This is a genomic window from Microbacterium sp. BWT-B31, assembly GCF_041379855.1.
Lineage (GTDB): Bacteria > Actinomycetota > Actinomycetes > Actinomycetales > Microbacteriaceae > Microbacterium.
Genome location: NZ_JBFECU010000026.1, coordinates 1 through 18580 on the forward strand (window position 1 = coordinate 1; position 18580 = coordinate 18580).

General features: G+C 68.0%; 22 protein-coding genes. 20 read left to right on the forward strand and 2 right to left on the reverse strand.

Annotated features, from left to right (window positions below; translation table 11 throughout):
* Nucleotides 1–299 precede the first annotated feature (299 nt).
* The 10 genes from AB1K54_RS16875 to AB1K54_RS16920 all read left to right on the forward strand — a co-directional run bounded on the left by AB1K54_RS16875 (nucleotide 300) and on the right by AB1K54_RS16920 (nucleotide 6955).
* A complete protein-coding gene (locus AB1K54_RS16875; protein ID WP_371203947.1) occupies nucleotides 300–1049 on the forward strand; it encodes a hypothetical protein in 750 nt (249 codons plus the stop codon).
* Complete coding sequence (locus AB1K54_RS16880; protein WP_371203926.1) at nucleotides 1049–2911, forward strand: hypothetical protein; 1863 nt, start codon at nucleotides 1049–1051, stop codon at nucleotides 2909–2911. Before AB1K54_RS16875 ends, AB1K54_RS16880 begins: the two co-directional genes overlap by 1 nt.
* 292 nt (nucleotides 2912–3203) lie before the next feature.
* Nucleotides 3204–3467, forward strand: coding sequence for a glutaredoxin domain-containing protein (locus AB1K54_RS16885; protein WP_371203927.1), 264 nt, complete (start codon nucleotides 3204–3206; stop codon nucleotides 3465–3467).
* Nucleotides 3464–4090: a hypothetical protein gene (locus AB1K54_RS16890; RefSeq protein ID WP_371203928.1), complete on the forward strand. Its 627-nt coding sequence runs from the start codon at nucleotides 3464–3466 to the stop codon at nucleotides 4088–4090. Before AB1K54_RS16885 ends, AB1K54_RS16890 begins: the two co-directional genes overlap by 4 nt.
* 52 nt (nucleotides 4091–4142) lie before the next feature.
* Nucleotides 4143–4352 (forward strand): type II toxin-antitoxin system HicA family toxin, encoded by a 210-nt coding sequence (locus AB1K54_RS16895; RefSeq protein ID WP_371203929.1) that lies wholly within the window; start codon nucleotides 4143–4145, stop codon nucleotides 4350–4352.
* Nucleotides 4353–4360: 8 nt separating this feature from the next.
* Entirely contained in the window at nucleotides 4361–4759 is a 399-nt protein-coding gene (locus tag AB1K54_RS16900; RefSeq protein WP_371203930.1) for an antitoxin HicB, read from the forward strand.
* Complete coding sequence (locus AB1K54_RS16905; protein WP_371203931.1) at nucleotides 4756–5220, forward strand: hypothetical protein; 465 nt, start codon at nucleotides 4756–4758, stop codon at nucleotides 5218–5220. The genes AB1K54_RS16900 and AB1K54_RS16905 overlap by 4 nt, the downstream gene beginning before the upstream one ends.
* A gap of 7 nt (nucleotides 5221–5227) precedes the next feature.
* Entirely contained in the window at nucleotides 5228–5638 is a 411-nt protein-coding gene (locus AB1K54_RS16910) for an ABC transporter ATP-binding protein (RefSeq protein ID WP_371203932.1), read from the forward strand.
* A gap of 130 nt (nucleotides 5639–5768) precedes the next feature.
* Complete coding sequence (locus AB1K54_RS16915) at nucleotides 5769–6581, forward strand: ParA family protein (RefSeq protein WP_371203933.1); 813 nt, start codon at nucleotides 5769–5771, stop codon at nucleotides 6579–6581.
* Entirely contained in the window at nucleotides 6578–6955 is a 378-nt protein-coding gene (locus tag AB1K54_RS16920) for a ribbon-helix-helix protein, CopG family (protein ID WP_371203934.1), read from the forward strand. The genes AB1K54_RS16915 and AB1K54_RS16920 overlap by 4 nt, the downstream gene beginning before the upstream one ends.
* A 28-nt stretch (nucleotides 6956–6983) precedes the next feature.
* Here the strand turns inward: AB1K54_RS16920 and AB1K54_RS16925 are convergent, their stop codons facing one another.
* Entirely contained in the window at nucleotides 6984–7277 is a 294-nt protein-coding gene (locus AB1K54_RS16925; protein ID WP_371203935.1) for a winged helix-turn-helix domain-containing protein, read from the reverse strand.
* 478 nt (nucleotides 7278–7755) lie between these two features.
* On the opposite strand from AB1K54_RS16925, the gene AB1K54_RS16930 reads away from it, so the two are divergent.
* The 9 genes from AB1K54_RS16930 to AB1K54_RS16970 all read left to right on the forward strand — a co-directional run bounded on the left by AB1K54_RS16930 (nucleotide 7756) and on the right by AB1K54_RS16970 (nucleotide 16205).
* Nucleotides 7756–8655, forward strand: a complete 900-nt coding sequence (locus tag AB1K54_RS16930) for a hypothetical protein (protein WP_371203936.1) — start codon at nucleotides 7756–7758, stop codon at nucleotides 8653–8655.
* Nucleotides 8656–8668: 13 nt separating this feature from the next.
* Complete coding sequence (locus AB1K54_RS16935; protein ID WP_371203937.1) at nucleotides 8669–8947, forward strand: hypothetical protein; 279 nt, start codon at nucleotides 8669–8671, stop codon at nucleotides 8945–8947.
* Nucleotides 8948–9020: 73 nt separating this feature from the next.
* Entirely contained in the window at nucleotides 9021–9608 is a 588-nt protein-coding gene (locus AB1K54_RS16940; RefSeq protein WP_371203938.1) for a hypothetical protein, read from the forward strand.
* A 2-nt stretch (nucleotides 9609–9610) separates the two neighbouring features.
* On the forward strand, nucleotides 9611–10921 hold the full coding sequence (locus AB1K54_RS16945) for a hypothetical protein (RefSeq protein ID WP_371203939.1): 1311 nt from the start codon (nucleotides 9611–9613) through the stop codon (nucleotides 10919–10921).
* Nucleotides 10918–12573, forward strand: a complete 1656-nt coding sequence (locus tag AB1K54_RS16950; RefSeq protein WP_371203940.1) for a hypothetical protein — start codon at nucleotides 10918–10920, stop codon at nucleotides 12571–12573. The genes AB1K54_RS16945 and AB1K54_RS16950 overlap by 4 nt, the downstream gene beginning before the upstream one ends.
* Nucleotides 12570–13982 (forward strand): ATP/GTP-binding protein, encoded by a 1413-nt coding sequence (locus AB1K54_RS16955; RefSeq protein WP_371203941.1) that lies wholly within the window; start codon nucleotides 12570–12572, stop codon nucleotides 13980–13982. Before AB1K54_RS16950 ends, AB1K54_RS16955 begins: the two co-directional genes overlap by 4 nt.
* Nucleotides 13979–15028 carry a M15 family metallopeptidase gene (locus AB1K54_RS16960; RefSeq protein ID WP_371203942.1) on the forward strand — a complete coding sequence of 350 codons (1050 nt, stop codon included), beginning with the start codon at nucleotides 13979–13981 and terminating at the stop codon, nucleotides 15026–15028. The genes AB1K54_RS16955 and AB1K54_RS16960 overlap by 4 nt, the downstream gene beginning before the upstream one ends.
* A gap of 24 nt (nucleotides 15029–15052) precedes the next feature.
* Complete coding sequence (locus tag AB1K54_RS16965; RefSeq protein WP_371203943.1) at nucleotides 15053–15568, forward strand: hypothetical protein; 516 nt, start codon at nucleotides 15053–15055, stop codon at nucleotides 15566–15568.
* A gap of 325 nt (nucleotides 15569–15893) precedes the next feature.
* Complete coding sequence (locus tag AB1K54_RS16970) at nucleotides 15894–16205, forward strand: hypothetical protein (RefSeq protein WP_371203944.1); 312 nt, start codon at nucleotides 15894–15896, stop codon at nucleotides 16203–16205.
* Between the two features lie 12 nt (nucleotides 16206–16217).
* Here AB1K54_RS16970 and AB1K54_RS16975 read toward each other — a convergent pair whose 3' ends face one another.
* Nucleotides 16218–16466: a glutaredoxin domain-containing protein gene (locus tag AB1K54_RS16975; RefSeq protein ID WP_371203945.1), complete on the reverse strand. Its 249-nt coding sequence runs from the start codon at nucleotides 16464–16466 to the stop codon at nucleotides 16218–16220.
* Nucleotides 16467–17369: 903 nt separating this feature from the next.
* Here AB1K54_RS16975 and AB1K54_RS16980 point away from each other — a divergent pair.
* Entirely contained in the window at nucleotides 17370–18356 is a 987-nt protein-coding gene (locus AB1K54_RS16980; RefSeq protein ID WP_371203946.1) for a hypothetical protein, read from the forward strand.
* Nucleotides 18357–18580 lie beyond the last annotated feature (224 nt).

Genomic DNA, 18580 nt, shown 5'->3' on the forward strand with positions numbered 1-18580 from the left:
CCCCCGCCCAACGTTCCTTATGTGCAAGGGTGGTTGGGAAGTAAACGGTGGTGGGGGCGGGACAAGGGCAAATTGAGGAATCAACTTCAAAATCTCTAAACACTCTCACTCCAAGACGATGGCCGGACGGGGTGGGCAGGATGGGTTGGTGGAAGGGTGAAGCGGGCGATGACTGATGACATGAACGAGCGGCGGCCGCGGTTGACGAGCACGGTTTGTGACGCAGTCTCGACTTCGATCGCTTGGTGCTTCGGACGAGGCGCCGGCGACTCACGATCGACCCGAAGGGGCGCGCTGTGATGCAGATGACGAGCCGTGATGAGCGGATGCTGGATTGGCTGCGGGTGGTGCGTCTGGCGGACATGGATGCGGTGCGGTGGGCTCTGGCGGGGCTCGACGACGTCGGGGCCGCGGCGTCGGGAGAGACGCGGCCGGTGTCGCTGCGCAGGGCGCAGCAGTGGGTGGCCCGGCTGGTCGACGCCGGCTTGCTCGATCGGGGCCGACCGACCTTTCGGGACGGCTCGATCGTTTGGGCAACCTTCCAGGTAACCGGGAAGGCTCGCCCCAACCTGTTCAAGCAGACGACCCGCCACGAGGTGGCGGTAGCGAGCGTGTCGGCCAGGTTCCTGGCCGGCGGCGCCGAGTGGCGGCGGGACCGTGTTCCGCCGACGAAGACCGAGCACATGGCAGACGGCGTCGCGGAGCGCGACGGCGTCGTGCAGCTCGTCGAGGTCGAGCTGACAGCGAAGACCTTGCAGCGGTATCAGGTGATCCTCCCGGATCACGTGCGCCGCATTCAGGGCGGCGTCGATCGGGTCGTGTACCTCTCGACCCCGGAGGCTTCACGAGCGATCGGCCGGGAGGCCGACAAGCTCGTGCACCCCACCCTGCGGTCGAGGATCGTCACGCTGCCGATCCTCGATGAACGCGGCCGCGTCGTGGATGAGACGTTCACAGGTGAGTGGTCCGATCGGCAGGCCAGCGCGCCGCTTGCCCCGCCCCCACCGCCTCTGCCGGATCAACTGTCAGTGTGGGGAGGGCGGGACTGATGAGCAACACCCAGGAGCGTCCGGCACAGCCGGACGCCACCAGCGATTTCCTCACGAGCGTGATCGGCGCCGTGCTCGGCGCGATCGTCGTTGCGCTCGTGCTGCCCCTCGCGGTGCCGTGGCTGACGACCCAGATCGCCGGCTACCGGGTCGCGAAGCGACACGCGTTCTGGATCACCCACCGTTGGCAGTGGGCAGTGAACACGGCCGGCGTCGTGATCGTCGGCGCCGTGCTCGGCGTCGAGGCGATCCTGATCGGCCGATGGATCGTCGCGGACGGACCGGCCGCGCTCGTCGCACAGGATGACTGGTGGGCGGCCGCGTGGGCGGCCGTCTGGCCGTGGCTGCTGCTGAACCTGTTCCTCGGCGTGCTGCTGCTGCCGGTCGCCTGGTCGATCCGGCGCCGCCAGCTGGCCGACATGGTGCGCGATCGCACCATCCCCGACGTCGTCACGCAGGAGCGCATCGAGGCGGCACGCAAGCGCGCCGCCGATATCGTCTCGGCCCGGAAGGTAGGCATGCGACTCGACCCGGCCACCGGCCAGCTCTCCCCGGTAGCCGGCGGCGCGGTGCTGACCGCCCCGCACCCGGTCGCGTCCGGGCGGCTCGCGTTCGGCCTCGTGACGCACAACACCGTGCGCACGCTGCGCGACCGGATGATCGACGGGCGGCGCGTGCCTGACTGGATCGACGACAGCGGCCGGTACGCCGTGCTGCCGACCGGCGCCGGCGCCACCCGCGCGTACATCGTCGCGGAGAGCGGCGTCGGCAAGACCGTGCTCATCAACGGGCTCATCCTGCCGGCGCTCGATCAGGGGTGGCGGGTGGTGTTCCTCGATGCGAAGGGCGACATCGAGGATGCCGAGAAGCTCGCCGCGATCGTCAGCGGCCGCGGACGATCGGTGCGAGTCGGGGAGCCGTGGAACATGTTCACCGGCTCCACCGAGCAGATCACCACGAAGCTCATGCGACTGATGCCGGCGCCGGACGGCGCGAATCAGTACTACCTCGATGAGATCCGTGCCGTGCTGCAAGCGATCCAGGGATCGGGCCCCGTCACGGGCATGCGGGACCTCTTCGGGCGCCTGTCGGCGCCGGCCGCGCACGTGTCCAACCAGATGGAGCTCGAAGTTCTCACGCAGCCCGTCGACAAGATGGGCACTACGCGGATCAGCCGGGTGCAGACCACCCTGCTGACCGCGCTGCGCCCGCTCGAGCCGTTCCTGTCGTCGAGCGGCTGGAGCTACGGCGACGGTGCAGCCGATCTGACGATCGTGCCCCTCTCCCCCGTCGAGGAAGCACAGGCGAAGCTCGGTGACCTGCTGCTCACCGACCTTCGCGGCTACCTGGCGACCCGGCTTGCCAGCCGGGACAAGTCTCCGATGCTCGTCGTCATTGACGAATTCCCGCAGCTGGTGACCGGCGCAAGCGACCCCGGCGACAGCGCCGGCATGCTGTTCGAAACGTCGCGCTCGGCCGGCGCCGGCCTCGTGCTCGCCGGCCAGTCCATCGCTGGCCTGTCGAACGACGAGACACGACGTCGACGGGCACTGTCGAGCGGCGCCGCGCTCATCTTCGGCCGGTCGAAAGACCCCGAGGACGTCGTCAAGTACGCCGGCACCGTCATGCGCATGGAGGCATCCGGCGCGGCCGCCGGCGACGAGCTGCGCTCCGCTCGCGCACAGCACACCTACGTCGTGCCACCCCAGGACGTCCGCGAGGCCTCGCAGGGCTCGTTCTGGATCGTGCAGGGCGGCGCGATCGCACCGTTCCGGTCGTTCCCCTCCCCCACGCCCGCTCCGGTCCCCGTGGTGCCGGCGGAGGACGCTGAGCCGGTCGTCGACGACGCGCCGGCGCCGTAGCCGGCCGCGACCTGGTCGACGGGGAACGCTCGGCGCCGAGGCGCCGCTAGAGGGACGGCCGCAAGCGGCCGCGCTCAGGCCGCCCTCCGGGCGACCCGTTTTCTTGCCGTGAAGCCTTCGGCAGCATACGGTCGGCCAGCCTCCACACAAGCGCTTTCGCGGCATATCCTCCCTCGCTCGCTGCGCTCCCTCAGTCCGGTATTCCACGGTCGCTTGTGCTCCGGCCGGCTCTCCCTAGCGGCGACAAGTCGCCTTCACGGCAAGAAAACGTGAGGGGGAAGGAGCAGGAGCGATGAGCGCAACGACCACAGGCCGGGTGACGGTGATCGGCCGTCCCGGGTGCGTGCAGTGCACGGCGACCCATCGGGCACTCGACGCGCGCGGCATCGACTACCGCACGGTCAACGTCGACGAGCTGCGCGAGAGCGCGGCCGACGAACTGCGCGCGCTCGGGTTCGCACAGCTGCCCGTGGTGCAGGTGGCGGGCATGGCGTCATGGTCGGGCTTCCGCCCCGACCGCATCGAGGCGATCGACGCCGAGGCGGTGACCCGATGAGCCGCACCGTCACCGCTCCCCTGATCGCAGCGATCGAAACCACGTGGGCCGCGATCCAGAGCCGTCAGAGCGACGTTCCCGAGGTCGTCGTGACCCTGGCATCCGGACGCACCGCCAAGGGCATGAACCTCGGCCACTTCGCACCCGAACGATGGGTGCGCGGCGAGGACACCGTGCACGAGCTGTTCATCGGCGGCGAAGGCCTCGCCCGCGGCGGCCGCGGAGTGCTCGGAACGCTGCTGCACGAGGCCGCGCACGGCGCAGCGAACGGACGCGGCATCCAGGACACCAGCCGCCAAGGCCGCTACCACAACGCCAAATTCAAGGCGATTGCGGAGAGCTTCGGGCTGACGATCGAGCACGACAAGAGCATCGGTTGGTCACTGACCACCGTTCCCGACGCCACCGCGGCGCTGTACGCGGCCGAGGTCGCCCAGCTCGACGCCGCTATCACCGCATACCGGCGCGCCGAGGCGGCCGACGCCACCGGCGGCCGCAAGAGCAACAACGGCAAAGCCGCCGTGTGCAGCTGCGGCCGAAAGATCAGGGTATCCCTCGCCGTCATCGACGCCGGCCCCATCCTCTGCGGACTCTGCGGCGACGAGTTCGAACCGGAAGGCTAGAAAGGAAAGCCCCCCCTTGACTTGCAGGGCAAGGGGGGACTAGACTAGCCTTATGAAGGCACAGAAGACGCGGGACGTCATCAAGCACCTGAAGAGTATCGGGTGGGTGTACCTGCGGGACGGCCAGGGGAGCCACGAGATTTGGGGCCTCCCTGACGAGTCGAAGAAGGCGACCGTCCCGGCTGGCCACCGAGAGGTCTCGGCGGGCGTTCTGCGCCAGATCGAGAAGGCCGGGGCCGAGCTGCCCCGGGAATGGAAGTGAGGAAAGCCATGCGCACCTACGACGTGACCGTCGAACGCGAAGGCCGCTGGTGGGTCTTCGAGATTCCCGAACTCGGGACCGGGGGCCAGGCCCGCAACCTCGCGGAGGTCGACCACGAGGCGCAGGGCGTCGCGGCAATGTGGCTCGACGTGTCCCCCGACACCGTGGGGGTGAACGTCACCGTGCGCGGTCCCGAGCACGCGCTCGACGAGTGGGCCGCTGCGGAGCGTGACGAGGAAGAAGCCCGACGTGCGCAAGCGCGAGCCGCAGAACGACGCCGAGCGGTCGTGCGGGAGCTGCGCGGCCAGGACTACAGCGCGCCCGACGTCGGGCGTGTGCTCGGCATCACCAAGCAGCGCGTCTACCAGCTCGAAAAGTCCGAGCCCCGTGAGACGGTGACGGCATGACACGGCTCAACTTTGAGGCGCGCGAGACGCTGCGCGCCGAAGGATTCACGACGAAGGCATGGGCACAGCTAAATGGCTACGCCGGTGCGGCCGAGTGGCGAGGCGACGAGTGCGGATGCACCGACGATCGATGCATCGGCTACCACCATGACGAGAACGAAGAGTGCGGATGCCTCCCGGCGTTGATCGAGGAGCAGCGCCGGCAGGAGCGCGCCACGGCGCGCGGCTGTGCTGTGTGGGCGGCACACCTCAACGCTGAGCAAGTCGGCACGCCCGAGGATCGTGCACACGCTGACGAGCTGGCGGCAGCGTGGATCACAGAGTTCCACCCCGGCGCCGTGTCCTACTCACTCACGGAGTCCCCCCGCGGCATCACCTATCGCAACCAATGGAACAACACGACATGGCTGATCTTCGACGCCGCGACTCAGCTCGCCAGCGTCGAGGCGCTGGAAGGATGAGAGAGACATGCACACAACACACGAGGACGAGCTGCGCGAGTGGGCGCGTGGCCTACTCCCCCTCGAAGCAGCGACGGAGCTGTTGATCCGAACCGGCTGGGCGGCGCCCGGCTACGGGTGGATCAGACGGGAGGACGACGGCCGCGTGTGGATTGACTTCGAGTCGATCCCCGAGCGGATCGGTGCACTGTCGGGAGGCGAACAGCGAGTGCTGCGCATCGCCGCGAGCCTCGGGGCTGACTCCCCCATCATCCTCGGCGACGAGCTGGCCGGACTCGACCGCACCACCACAGCGCTCGTGCTCGCCGCGATCGCTCACACCGCGGGCGTGCACACGGTCGGCCGCAGTATCGAAGTCAACACAGTGGGGCTTCCCGCACTCGTCGACGTTCCTCCGCTCTACACCTGGCCGATCTGAACCCCGGCCGGCATTCGCCGGCCTCGCATTCCATCTAGCTTGCTTTCTAGAACGCTGTCTAGAAAGCAAGCTAGATGGAATGACAGACAGAACTCTAGTTAGAACGACAGAAAGAAAGTAGGCTACCGATATGCAGACCGTGATGGTGTACAGCGAGGCAGGCGGCGTCAAGAAGACGACCACCGCTGTGAGTATCGCGATGGTCGCGGCCGAAGGCGTGACCGCGGACCCGGCGAAGGAAATCGAGGCTGTGGCGCCGCGGCGCGTGGTCTTGATCGACCTTGACCCGCGCGCGGCCGCCACGAAGTGGCTGCGCGTTGAGCCCGCGGGGGAGGGGCTGCACGTCGGCGCGATCCTCGGCGCCAAGGACGACCCGAGCGGGTGGGCCGAGGACCTCGCTGTGCAGAGCACGTGGAACCCCAACCTGCGAGTGATCCCGGCCGCGCGCGAGCTGAGCAACCGTGAAAGCGAACGCGACGACTACGCCGAGCTGCGGTTGAAGACCTCGTTGACGGACCTGGAGGCCGACCTAGTCGTGATCGACTGCGCAAACCGACAGGGCGGCCCGTTGACGCTCTCGGCGCTGCACGCCGCGGGGAGGGTGTTGTACGCCGCTACGGCGAGCGATTCCGGGGTGGATGGTGTCACTGGCGCCCAGCGGACCGTGGCCGCGTTCCGGCGCCATATGGCGGCGATCGGTGCGGCGGCCCGCATCGACGAGGCGGGCGTGGCCGTCACCCGCGACGGGACCGGATTCATGAGCTTCAGCGAGACAGATGCGATCGACCAGCTGCGCGAGCTGGCCCCGATCATCGAACCGATCGTGCCGCATCTGTCGATCGTTCCCGAGAGCCGTATGGCGGGGGAGTGGTTCGGCAACTACCGGAAGGGAACCGCCGTTCGCGATAGCTACGCGGCGATCGTGGGAAAGGTGATCCGATGAGCATGCAAGACCGACCCGCACGGCCCGGACGCACCAAGCCCGTGCCCGCAGCAGACACCGGCGTGGACCCGATCGACTACAGGCCGACGTCGCAGGAACCCGTGCCGGCCCCCGCGACGTCGACGAGTGAGAGCGCGCCCGCCGAGGGCAAGGGCACGCCCCGCGTGCCCGCGGCAGCCCCGACGCCGCCGGCGTCGACGAGCACCGCAAGCCCCGCGATCGGCGCGACCTCGCGTGGCCGCGAACAGACGGTGCAGCTGTCGACGCGGGTAAGCCCCGACGTCACCGACATCATCGACCAGGCGGCCGCAGCCACTGGTCGATCCAAGCGCGACCTCGTCGAGGAAGCGATCCGCAACGCGGCATGGCGTTGACACGTACGTGTCAACGGCTCGAGCTGGGTCAGCCCAGCAACCAACCCAGGAGGTCGAACAGATCGGCAGTGACCTTCTGGCGGTCGGCGGAGTACTCAACGCGGTTGCCCTTGCGGTCACCTTCTACGTTCGTGAGAACGTAGCCGGCCTGTTCAAGATCGCGTATCGCTACAAGCGCCGTAGAGACAGTCAGGCCGGTTGCAGCCGTGATCTCCGCGCGCGTGGCAGTGCCGTCGCGCAGCAGCATGCGCAGCACGCTCAGCCGCGCCTCATTCTGGATCGCCCGGTGCGCGGACGCGGCAGCGCCCGAGAAGTCGGGCACAGGGGACCGTCGAGGCATACCCGTCATTCTTCCGTACCTCCCACCCGCAGCCCTCGAATGTCGCGCGTTCGCGATATCGTGCCGCGTGAAGCTACAACCTAGCGGATTATCTGCTAGGTTGCGGAGGGTGTGGACAGTGATTCCAGGATCGCGGGTACCCGCACTTACACTCATAAGGTCATCCCAGGGGGTGCGTATGGACAACGCGGAGCAGTACCGAGGGCAGCAGCCCGCCGGAGCGGCATTTCTGGGCGCTCGTCGGGCAGAAAGCTATTTCGAGGAGTGGCCCACCGAACTCGGCGGCGAAGCCGACTCATCAACACCGGGCGAGGTCGTGCGCCTTGTCCCCCGAACGGGGGACAAGACGGCCCCGGAGGTCGACATGGTGAATGAAGACGAAAGTGCCGAGGAATCCGAGGCACTTCTACTGCGAGTAAGCCAGCCCGAACCCCCGCAGCCGGCGCCGGCGGCGTCTCGCGTGGAGGCCGCGCTGCCGGCGCTACCCGTCGCCCCGGCAGCGCCGCGGCGCGGGCTGTTCGCCCGCCGGGGGCCGTCGAAGGCGCAGCTGGCAGCGCAGCAGCTCGACGCGGACCGGAACACGATCCGACTCGCATCGTGGGCGCGGAGCGTCGGCGTGCTCGTCGCGAACCCGAAAGGTGGCGTCGGCAAGACGCCGAGCGCACTGATCCTCGGGGGAGTGCTTGCCAGTATCCGGGGCGGTCAGACGTGCGTGTTCGAGGTCACGGACGACGCCGGCGCATTGGCGGTCCGCGCCGAGGGGCCGGCGACCGCAGGCATGGCCGAGCTCGTGCGCGACGTCGGGGCGATTCGCGGTGCCGGCCAGCTCGCCGGCTATGTCTCGCAGCAGACCTCCTATGCGGCGGTCGTGGGCACCGTCCACGACCGTGCTCCACTGAGCCACACCGACGTGCAGAACGTCTCTGACCTACTCGGGTTCTTCTACCCGATCCGGGTCATGGACTCGGGCAATCAGGCGTCGTCGAGCGCGTTCCACGGAGCCGTCAACTCGGCCGACGTGCTGGTGATCCCCGTTCTCGAAGCGATCGACTCGGTGAACGGCGCCCACCAGCTCGTTCGATTCCTGCACCGGTACGGGGGACACCCGACGGCGCTCGCACAGAACGCGATCGCGCTGCGCATCGACGACGGGCGGCCGGTCGCCCCCGACGTCCGCGCCTACGTGACTGACGCGCTCGAATCCGCCGGCATCCGCCAGGTGATCAGCATCCCCTATGACCCGCACATCGCGCAGCGTTCGACGATCACTCTCGATCGCCTGCGCGTGGCGACCGTCGACGCGTACACGCGCGCCGCCGCCGCCGTCATCAACCAGCTCACGAGATGTCTGAACCACTAGGAGGCAAACCCCCATGGACAACCCCATCGACGGGATCATCCCGGACTTCAATATCTTCGGCGCCGAGTTCACCGAGCTGTGGCAGAAGCTGTTTGCCGGCTTCTGGGGGCTGGCGATCGTCGTCGCGATCGTCTTTCTCATCCGCGGCATCGTCGGCATGGCGCAGAGCAGCAGCAGCAACCCCCAGGCCTACAAGGAGGGCCGCACCCAGGCACTGTGGGCCGGTATCTCGCTCGGCGCCCTCGTCGCCCTCGGCGTGATCGTGGGCGCGATCATCGCAATCTTCGGATAGGCCAGGCATGAGCACGAACAGCATTCGACCCAAGCGACGGCTATGGCCGTGGCTCGTCGGCGGGGGAGCGCTCGTGCTCGTCGTCGCGATCATCCTCGGCGTCATCTACGGCGCCCGAGGCAGCGGGACGCCTGATCCCACACCGACAGACAACGCGTCGACGCCGGCACCCACGGGGACCGGCGTCGACGCATGTCTAGGCGGGCCCGACCTCACCGCAGAACAGCTGTTCACCGCGCAACAGGACGCCGCTCACACGCCTGAGGGAGCCGTGTCTTACGCGGCGTCCTTCGCTCGGTATGTGCTCCAGATTCCGGCACCGGCCGATGCCGACCAAGCGGCGAGCTGGAGCGGTCTCAGCAGCGAATGGTGGAGCCGGTGGGCAGACTCGGCGTCGACGTGGAGCGGCCCGAACCCGCTCTCGGTGACGACTATCAACGGGACGTACCGAGTGCAGAGCTACACGCCCGACGAAGCGATCATCACCATGGAGCTTCCGTGGGTAATCGACGGCGCCGTGAGTTCGTCGAAGACGTTCGTCCCCACTGTGACTGTGCGGTGGATGGTGGCCGGCAACTGGTCTGTGGTGGAGCTGGATAGTTCGGCCGCGGACGATCCGGCGACTCTCACCGACAGCACGGAGTTCACCGGAGGGTGCTGAACATGGCCACGCCAAGCCCCAACCCGTCCGACGATGGGAACTTCTTCGACGACCTGGTCGGGGGAGCGACCGACCTTATCGACGGCGTCAGCGGCACGGTCGGTTTCTGGTCCGACCCGTTCGGGAGCATGTACAAGGCCGCGCGCGACGCGGTCGCGGGACTCACGAATGACTTCCTGCCGGCGCTCACGGGGGCGACGCTCCCGGACCTCAGCAACCAGGCATTCATCGAGACGTACCGTGTGAGTTTCACGCTCTCACTCTTCGTCGCCGTCGTGCTGCTCGTCGTCCAGCTGCTGAGGACCGCGAAAGGGACGCAGTCAGGTCGCGACACCCTGCACGCGATCGGGCTGTACTTTCCGGGATTCATCCTCGGTGTGATGTTCGGCCCGCTCGTCGGCATCCTCGTCGTGAACTTCGTCCACGCACTCAGCAACTCCCTGCTCCAATGGGCGTACCAAGGGAGCGCGGAAGAACTCGCGGCATCCCTCACGCGGGTACTCATCGAGAACCCCGCCATGTTCGCGGGCGGCGTCTACATCGCCTGGATGATCGCCTGGGCAATGGCGATCGGGCTGCTGTTCGTGGTGATCCTCTTCGTGGTGCAGCTCATCACGCTGTACTTCTCGGGCGCGCTGATCCCGCTGGCATCTGTATGGGTGATCGACCCCGCACGCCGCAGCAGTGGGCTGCGCGCGGTGGGCGTGTGGGTGGGCATCCTGCTCACTCACCCGCTGCTCTTCTTGCTGCTCGGGCTCGCATTCCGCCTTATCGGCAACACGATCGACTCGTGGGGGAGCGACGGGTGGAAGAACCTGATTTCACTGCTCGTCGCGGTCATGGCCATGTGGGCAGCCGCGCTCTCGCCCTTCTTCCTGCTGCGCTACGTCAAGAGCATCAGCGGCGCCGCGGCGCCGTCCGGTGGCGGCTCACCCACGCCGCGGATCGGCTCGCCTTCGCCGTCTCAGCTTCCGTCGTCGGCACCGAGGGGTTCCGCCCCGGCGACGCCGGCGAAGCCGTCGAGCACGCCGGCGCAGACCGTCCGCGGCGCGGCAGCGCCCGCCGGCCCCACGCTCGGCCAGGCAGCCGCGACACGATCCGGAGCTGGCACCACGGCGGCCGGCAGCGGCCGCGTCGTGACAGCAGGAGCCGGTGGGGCAGCACGCGCCGGCATGGCCACAAGGGCCGTAGGCGGCGCTGCGGGCGCCGTGGCGACGTCGGCCGTCGCCAAGGGCTACCAGGGCGCGAAGGAAGCCGCAGAGACAAGCGTGGCGCCCCCGCCGCGTGAGTCATACGGAAAGGACCGGCTATGAGCGACGACGGACGCTACTACCTCGGCGGCGAGGGCGCACACCGCGGGTTCTTCGGCGGGCGTGTCTCGCGTGAGCGCACCATCGGGATCGGTGCCACCGTCATCGTCACGATGTTCTTCACACCGGCGTTCGGCGCGTGGGTGGTGGTCGCGGGACTGGTCGTCATCGTGGCGATCTTCCTGCTCACGATGAACACCCATCGAGGCAGCATCCTCGAACGCCGGCGCCGCCGGCAGCGCTGGAAGGCCCGCCGACTCGCCGGAACCGATCGGTTCATCCCCTACGACGCCGGCCGTTGGGACATGCTCACCGACGCGCTCGACCGTACGCGCAAGACCCGCGACAAGGCCGAGAAGCGAGCCCGTGCAGACTGGCAGCGCGAGTTGCTGGCGATGCGGGCGGTCCCGGACGGCGCGGACGGGATGGGCTGGTTGCAGTCCGCTCGAGGCGTGCCTGGCATCGCGTGGCACGGGCCGTCCGGTGAAGAGCCGTACCTCAGCGTCGCGTTCGCCCTCGGCGGCCAGCTACGGGGCCTCGAATCGGCGTCGACCGTGCGCAGCGCCGCCGACGCGTTCTCACGGTTCCTCGCGAACCGGGCGCCCGAAGGCTCGCTGCTGCGCGTCCTGCAGCCGCTCACACGCGTTCTCCCGGCCGACTCCGCTCTGCAGGAGTGGTGGCTGATGAACAACCTTGACGAGACGGCACCAGCCGAGGCCATGCGCTCGTACGAGGAAGTTCTGATCAAGACCGGGCAGGGCGCGATGGTGCAGCGCCACTACCTCGTAGGCCGGTGGCCGATCACGCCGCAGTTCGTCGCCGCGGCACGCAAGCACGGCCCCGACCGCGACGGGTGGCGGGCACTCATGGCCGTGGAGATTGAGGCCGTCGTGCGGGGCCTCAGCGAGGCCCGCATGGGCACCGTAGAACCACTCACCGCCCGCGGAGTCACCGCGGTGATCCGCCACATGCAGAACCCCTCACGACCCGTCGACTACATGGCCGGGCTGACCCCGATGGACTTGGGGGAGCCGAGTCACGACGAGTTCTCGGCGCACGTCGTTGACAGCACCGATCCCGAGACGGGCCAGCCGGTGCAGTGGTGGCACCGCACCGCGGCGATCCACGCCGAAGACATGGCCGTGGCCGAGCGCACGCCGCTGTGGCTCGTCGACGCGCTCGTCGGCCGAGAGCTGGATATCGTGCGCACTTTGTCATTCCAGATCGAGCTGGTGCCCGCGGCCGAGGCGAAGCAGGCCGCGAAAGGCGATGTCGTCAAGGACATGGCCGACCAGCTGTCGGAGACGTCGAACGGAAAGGTCGGCAACGACGAGACGAGCACGCGCGTCACCGCGGCGCTGCGGCGCCGCGCCGACCTCTCGGCGGGCTCGCACCACCACGGCGCGAACTGGATCGGCTTTGTGACCGTCACAGCGCCGAACAAGGAAGAGCTGGCCCGAGCATCCCGCCGACTGGCCGAGGTCTGCGAAACGAATCTTGGGATCGAACGGCTCGACTGGCTCGATTCGTACCAGTCGGCGGCGAGTGGAACCGCCTGGCCGATCGCCCGCGGTCTGGAACGGCGCAAGGCGTCGTTCAGCGCGGCCGCGATGAACGTCCTGGCCGGCCGTGGAGAGAAGGAGGCGATCGCGTGAGCGAACCGAACCTGACGCGCAGGCAGCAGAACGCCGCCGTCGACGAGAACCCCGCCCGCGAGGTATCCCCGTACGAGCTGCCGGGTTCGCAGCTGCGCACGAAGTACCGTGCAGCTCGTCGAGGCCTCTACGCCCCGAAGCTTGCCGGCGCGCCGTCGACGACCCGGCAAGCTGCCGTGCTGAACACCGCACTGATCGGCCAGCCGACCGGCACCCAAGGCATCGCCAACGGCCGCGATCAGCTCTCGCACACGCTCATCGCGCATGACCCCATTACCGCCTACAACGCGCGGCCGCGGCTCGTGTCGAGCCCTAACACCGTCGTCGCCGGCGGCGTCGGCGGCGGCAAGTCGAGCTTCGTCAAGACGGTCTGTGTCGGTCGGCCGCTGCTGCTGAAGTACCGCCGCGCCGTGGTGTTCGACAAGAAGCCCCAGGGCGACGAGGGCGAGTACGCGGCGATCGCGCGCGCGTATGGCGCCGAGCCGCTGCGGTTCACCGTCGACGGGTCCAGCTCTACCCGCCTGAACCTGCTAGATCCGCTCATCGTGCGCAACGCCGGCGCCGCCGGCACGTACCGGCTGCTGCACACCATCGTGCGCATCGCCCGCGAGAACGCGCGCCTGACCGACTGGGAAGAAGAGTCGATCCGCGCGGCGCTCACGCTGACCCTCGCCCAGTTCGAGGACGCGCGTACGGCGACGATGAGCGACGTGCTGCCGTTCCTCGGCAGGATTCCCGATGATCCGAAGTACGACGACCTCGCGCCCACCGCGCGGGACATGCTGCACCACGCCGGCCTCGGCGTCCGCTGGACCCTGACCGGGTTGCTCGACGAGTACGCCGGCCTGTTGGACGGCGAGACGTCCGACACGGTCGACCTCACCGGCAAGCTCACCAGCTTTGATATCTCGCAGCTGCCCAACGACGGGCCCGCCGTAAACGTCGTACGCGCGATCGGCAACGAGTGGATGATGGGCCGGCTCCGCGGTGAGCGCGGGTGGGCGACCACCGTCGTCTATGAGGAAGGGTGGGACATGGTCGACGGGCCGACCGCCCACCTGCTCAAGAGCAATCAGAAGCTTTCCCGAGCGCTCGGGCTGTCGAACGTGTTCGTGTTCCACAAGGGCAAGGACATTGCGCCCGACTCGCCCGGCCAGACCGTCATCAGCGAGGCGCAGTCGATCTACATGTTTCGGCAGGACCGGCCCGAGGATGCCGCTTGGGCGGTGCGCACGTTCGACTTCGAGCCGAGCACGGCCGACGTGCTGCAACGGCTCGCACCCGGTCACTTCGTGTTCAAGTACGGCTCGCAGCCCGAAGTGCACGTGCAGCACGTCCGCTCCGAATGGGAAGTCGAGCTGACCGACACCGACGACGCCATGCAGATCAGCGCGGAGGACGCCGGGTGAAGCTCCTCAGCGGTGTTGCGGTCGGCGCAGCGGCCCTCGTGCTGGCAGGAACGACGTTCCTGCTCAGCGCGGTAGGCACGCAAGGCGCCAGCTGCGGCACCGCTACCGCGGCTACCGCTTCCGAGCGGAGCGTCGCCGGCTACAGCGGTGACCAGCTCGTGAACGCCGCGGCGATCATGAACGCCGCAACCGCGCTCGGACTCGACTCCCACGCGCAGCTGCTCGGCGTCATGGCCGCGATGGGCGAATCGGGACTGCGAAACATCACCTATGGCGACTACGAAACGAGCGGCGTCACGAACCCGGACGGGTCACGCACGACGTCGATCGGACTGTTCCAGCAGCAGGACTCGTGGGGCAGCCGCGACGACAGGCTGAACCCGTCGACGGCCGCCACGCTGTTCTACCAGCGGCTCGTGAAGGTCGACGGCTGGGAGAGCCTGCCGGCATCCGAAGCGATCCACCGGGTGCAGATCAACAGCAACCCGAACCACTATGCCAAGTGGGAGAAGCCCGCGCAGGAAGTCACCGCGGCGCTGTCCGTTGCGTGCACCAGCGGCAACTACGCCGCCGCCAACGGCACCGCACCCGGAGCGTGGGGCGGCTACGAAAACGGCCGCATCCCACAGGGACAACTCACCCCGATCCCGTGGTCCGACCTGGGCCCGCTCTACCTCCGGCCCGACGCCGCGGCCGCCCTCGCGGCCATGAACGACGCGTTCAGAACCGAGTTCGGCTACGACCTGCCCATCAACGACGCGTATCGCGACTATGCCGGCCAGGTCGACGCTCAGCAGTACTGGTGCGCACGTCGAGCGTGCGGGAACGCTGCCGAACCGGGTACGTCCAACCACGGGTGGGCGTTGGCCGTCGACGTCGGCACCCAGAGCCACCAGACCATCAGCTACAGCTCCGCGACGTACCGGTGGCTGAAGGCCAACGCCGGCCGCTACGGATGGGTCCACCCGCCCGAGATGGAACCCGGCGGGGGAGGACCACAAGAAGCGTGGCACTGGGAGTTCTACGGTCTCCCGGCCAACGCCTAATCAGCAAAGAAGGGATCAACTTTCATGAGCCAGCTCGCAGACCGAGCCGTTGCAGCCCACTCCGCCGCTGAAGAGCAAGCAGCGGCTACGCGAGCTGCTGCCGAACAAGAGCAGTTAGAGCTGCGAGCTGAGTTCACCCGGTCATATATGGCGATCGCCGCGCCGGTAGCAACGGAAGCCGTGGCCAAGCTCTTCGAGCTTCCCGCTGATGCCCCAATGCTCGCTGAGCTCAGTTGGCGCATAGACCCCAATGACTTCCGTGGAGTCGTCTTTGTGCGCGATGCCGAGGGCATGGCTGTGCCCCAGATCACCGAGGGACAGCGAAATCTCCTCGGCGGCGGTCAACGGTTCCAATTGCTAGCCGACATTGACGTGGTAACCATCGCCGCAACCGAGTACACGGTCCACGGCGAGCCGGTGGCGCGGCTCGCCGTCAAAGACATGCAGTCCTCGGTAGGCATCAGCAGCCTCTCCGAACTTGGTGCCATCATTCAAAAACGCCGACTCTCGCTCTCAGAGCAGCCCGAGGCCTCGGCATAGCGATCGACCGCGGGGGTGATCTAGATCGAGCTCGTCAGCTACCTACTCGGCGTCGCAAGCTCGATCGCAGCTCTCGCACTCTATGTCGTCGTCCGGCGTAGCCGGCGCGCGGCGACCAGCCGCAAGGAAGCGCGGCATCGCCGCGCCGCGGCGATCGCGCGCGCTGAGCGTCACGAGGCATACAAGGCCCGCGTGAGATTCGTGCCCAGTGACCAGGTCGCGGGGGAGCAGGACGCGGTGACGCGACGCCGCTGATGCTGACATAAATACTATTATCGGCAAATCTACAACCCGCAACACTCGTACAAAAGTCTACACTTCCAGCATGGGACAGGTGCGGTGCTACGACCTCATCGGCCCGGATCTGGAGCACGCTGCGAACATCGACGCGCGGCGGCCGAGGCCGATCGGGCTGACCGTCGACCAGGTGCAGAGCACCGGTCGCCGGCAGGAAGCCCGCGAGCCCGTCCCGGTCACCGCGTGGGTGCCGCACCGCGTCGTCTATGACGAGGCGCAGCTGATCGACGCCGAGGCGATCGCGTGGACTGAGGGCGCTGTGCTGATCCGGTGGACGCCGGCGCACACCACGCACCCCAGCCACCTGTGGGTGTACGCGGCCGCCGTCCGGCGCCGCTGACCTTCGAGGCCTCTACGCTGCGCGCACGAGGCCGGCGATGCGATCGAGCTGGAGGCCAGCCCACCGGCTCCCGTCCTCGCACAGCACGATCGGCAGCTCAGACCGTCCCAGCTCTCCCGCGACCTCACGCGCGATCGCGGCCGCGTCCTCGTCCTCGTCGACGTCGACCACCACGAAGCTGAGCCCCGCCAGCTCGAACGCCCGCTCAGTGAAGATGCACGCCCCGCAGCCAGCGCGCCCAAGGATCGTCACCGTACCCATCGCTCTTGTCCTCCCGATCGTTTTTCGGCCCTTCCCGGGCAGATGCGATCAAGAGGACGGCGGGCGGCGTGAGTGCCGAGCCCGAGGATTACCGGACTGAGCGCAGCGAGGGAGGATATGCCGCAGGGCCGGCACGGCAAGCCGTAGAGCCGGCCTACGATCGTGCGCCCGAGAAGGGAAGAAAACCCGCGGCCGCTCCCCCGTGGGCGGACGCAACTCGAGCGGTTGACACGTACGTGTCAACGCCTACTTGAAGGTTTGCCGACGGGAGCGGCGTGTCTCGGAGCGTTAACGCTGTCGCTAGCCCTAGCTTTGCTCGTATGGCTGTTCAGCGACTCCCACGCGGCACGCGCGTTCATCCCGTGCCTCTTGGTTGGCGAATCGAGGAGCACAGAAAGAAGCGAGTTGAGCAGCTGGCCGCACAGGCCGGCGTCTCGGCCGCGGTCTTCCTCGAAGCCGTCATCGACCATATCGATGACGAGTTGACACCGCGAGGCGTTCCCGCTTGGTGGCCTGAGCCCGACCTGAAGGATGGGGAGCTGCCTATCGACGCGCCTTAACGACTGAGCCCCCCGCCTGAGGCGAGGGGCTGAAGCCAGTTCCGACCCGGTGAAGTTTGCCGACTAAGCGGGTCGATTCCCCCAAAGAACCGCCCAGAGGGGCGGGGCTTTGTCGTACCCACCTTCTCGCGAAAGGCGGTACATGCACACGATAACGCATGCCCCTGCGGTCCCAGCGCTAGCCGTACGGCTAGCTGACGGCGTGTCGTCGATTTCGACGTCACAGGAGCCTGCTGCTGCGGCTAGCGCCGAGCGGCTGGGCAGTTGGACTCTCCCGGCCCCTGAGGGCGCCTACGGGGCGCTGGTGGCCTGGCAGAGTCCGGATGCTTGGTTCGATGCTGTGATGGACGTGCTGCGCACGCCCGAGGGCGAAGGGGAGCGCAGGAGCGCGCGCGTCGCGCCTGACACGCTGCTGCGCGTCGCGTACGACGAGCGCAGATCGGCGGACCAGCTCACCGGCCGCGGCGTCGCCACCGCGCACGAGACGGTGGCCAAACGGCTCGGGATGAGCAGCAAGACCGTGCAGCGCGCGCGGCATTTGCTGGAGGCGTTGGGGCTCGCTGTGACGGTCGTCGAGGGCCGCTACCTGACGACGTCGGAGCGGCGCCAGGCACGAGCGAAGCACGGCGGCCACCAGGTGCGTGCGGCGTCGACGAGAGCGCTCGTGATGCCGGTCGGCTATCGGCCGACGGCACCCTCGGTCGACGACGTCGACGAGGAATCTGCCGCTGTGGAGAATGTCCACCTACCCCCTCGTGAGGGGGTTAAGGGTTCTTCTCACCTATCAGAAAGATCACCAAGACGCGCGCGAACGCGCGCACGTGAGGCCACCGCTTCGCGGCGGCCGGCTGAGACGAAGGTGAGGGACGCGAGGGGTCCGCGGGAACCTCGCGGACTCGACGTCCAACGGCTCGCAGCGGGGCTCTGTCACCGGATGCCGTGGCTGGATCGACGCGGCCGCCACGTCGGCCAGCTCTGCGACGTCATCGAGCGACACGGCCTCGCCGGAAGAGGCTGGACCGTTGCGCGGTTGCTCGACGAGGTCGATCGTCGAGCACGCGAGCTGCGCCTAAGGGTCGCTGCGATCGATGACCAGCGCGACCCCCTCGGCTACTTCGCATGGCTGCTGCGCGTGACCATTCCGGCGGGCGCCGTGGCGCCGCAGCTCGTCGTCGACGAGGACCGCCGGCACCGGCTCGGCCGGCAGGCCGTCGAGCGTGCGCAGGATGCAGCTCGACGTGCTCAGCTCGCCGCTGAGACAGACGCGATCGACGCCGCAATCGCTGCCATGCATGCGCAGTTCCCCAGTCGCCCTAGCCGACGTCGCTAGTTCGTGAGACTATTCACCAAGAGCGAATAGGTAAACGAACGGGCTTTGCCCGTTCTGCCCTTGTCCCGCCCCCACCACCGCGCTGGCGCGCTTCCCAACCACCCCCGCCCAACGTTCCTTATGTGCAAGGGTGGTTGGGAAGTAAACGGTGGTGGGGGCGGGACAAGGGCAAATTGAGGAATCAACTTCAAAATCTCTAAACACTCTCACTCCAAGACGATGGC

Bases quoted from the DNA above. Each gene is read 5' to 3' on its own strand.
- AB1K54_RS16875 (WP_371203947.1), top strand. From the start codon at position 300: ATGCAGATGACGAGCCGTGATGAGCGGATGCTGGATTGGCTGCGGGTG.
- AB1K54_RS16880 (WP_371203926.1), top strand. From the start codon at position 1,049: ATGAGCAACACCCAGGAGCGTCCGGCACAGCCGGACGCCACCAGCGAT.
- AB1K54_RS16885 (WP_371203927.1), top strand. From the start codon at position 3,204: ATGAGCGCAACGACCACAGGCCGGGTGACGGTGATCGGCCGTCCCGGG.
- AB1K54_RS16890 (WP_371203928.1), top strand. From the start codon at position 3,464: ATGAGCCGCACCGTCACCGCTCCCCTGATCGCAGCGATCGAAACCACG.
- AB1K54_RS16895 (WP_371203929.1), top strand. From the start codon at position 4,143: ATGAAGGCACAGAAGACGCGGGACGTCATCAAGCACCTGAAGAGTATC.
- AB1K54_RS16900 (WP_371203930.1), top strand. From the start codon at position 4,361: ATGCGCACCTACGACGTGACCGTCGAACGCGAAGGCCGCTGGTGGGTC.
- AB1K54_RS16905 (WP_371203931.1), top strand. From the start codon at position 4,756: ATGACACGGCTCAACTTTGAGGCGCGCGAGACGCTGCGCGCCGAAGGA.
- AB1K54_RS16910 (WP_371203932.1), top strand. From the start codon at position 5,228: ATGCACACAACACACGAGGACGAGCTGCGCGAGTGGGCGCGTGGCCTA.
- AB1K54_RS16915 (WP_371203933.1), top strand. From the start codon at position 5,769: ATGCAGACCGTGATGGTGTACAGCGAGGCAGGCGGCGTCAAGAAGACG.
- AB1K54_RS16920 (WP_371203934.1), top strand. From the start codon at position 6,578: ATGAGCATGCAAGACCGACCCGCACGGCCCGGACGCACCAAGCCCGTG.
- AB1K54_RS16935 (WP_371203937.1), top strand. From the start codon at position 8,669: ATGGACAACCCCATCGACGGGATCATCCCGGACTTCAATATCTTCGGC.
- AB1K54_RS16945 (WP_371203939.1), top strand. From the start codon at position 9,611: ATGGCCACGCCAAGCCCCAACCCGTCCGACGATGGGAACTTCTTCGAC.
- AB1K54_RS16950 (WP_371203940.1), top strand. From the start codon at position 10,918: ATGAGCGACGACGGACGCTACTACCTCGGCGGCGAGGGCGCACACCGC.
- AB1K54_RS16965 (WP_371203943.1), top strand. From the start codon at position 15,053: ATGAGCCAGCTCGCAGACCGAGCCGTTGCAGCCCACTCCGCCGCTGAA.
- AB1K54_RS16970 (WP_371203944.1), top strand. From the start codon at position 15,894: ATGGGACAGGTGCGGTGCTACGACCTCATCGGCCCGGATCTGGAGCAC.
- AB1K54_RS16975 (WP_371203945.1), bottom strand. From the start codon at position 16,466: ATGGGTACGGTGACGATCCTTGGGCGCGCTGGCTGCGGGGCGTGCATC.
- AB1K54_RS16980 (WP_371203946.1), top strand. From the start codon at position 17,370: ATGGACGTGCTGCGCACGCCCGAGGGCGAAGGGGAGCGCAGGAGCGCG.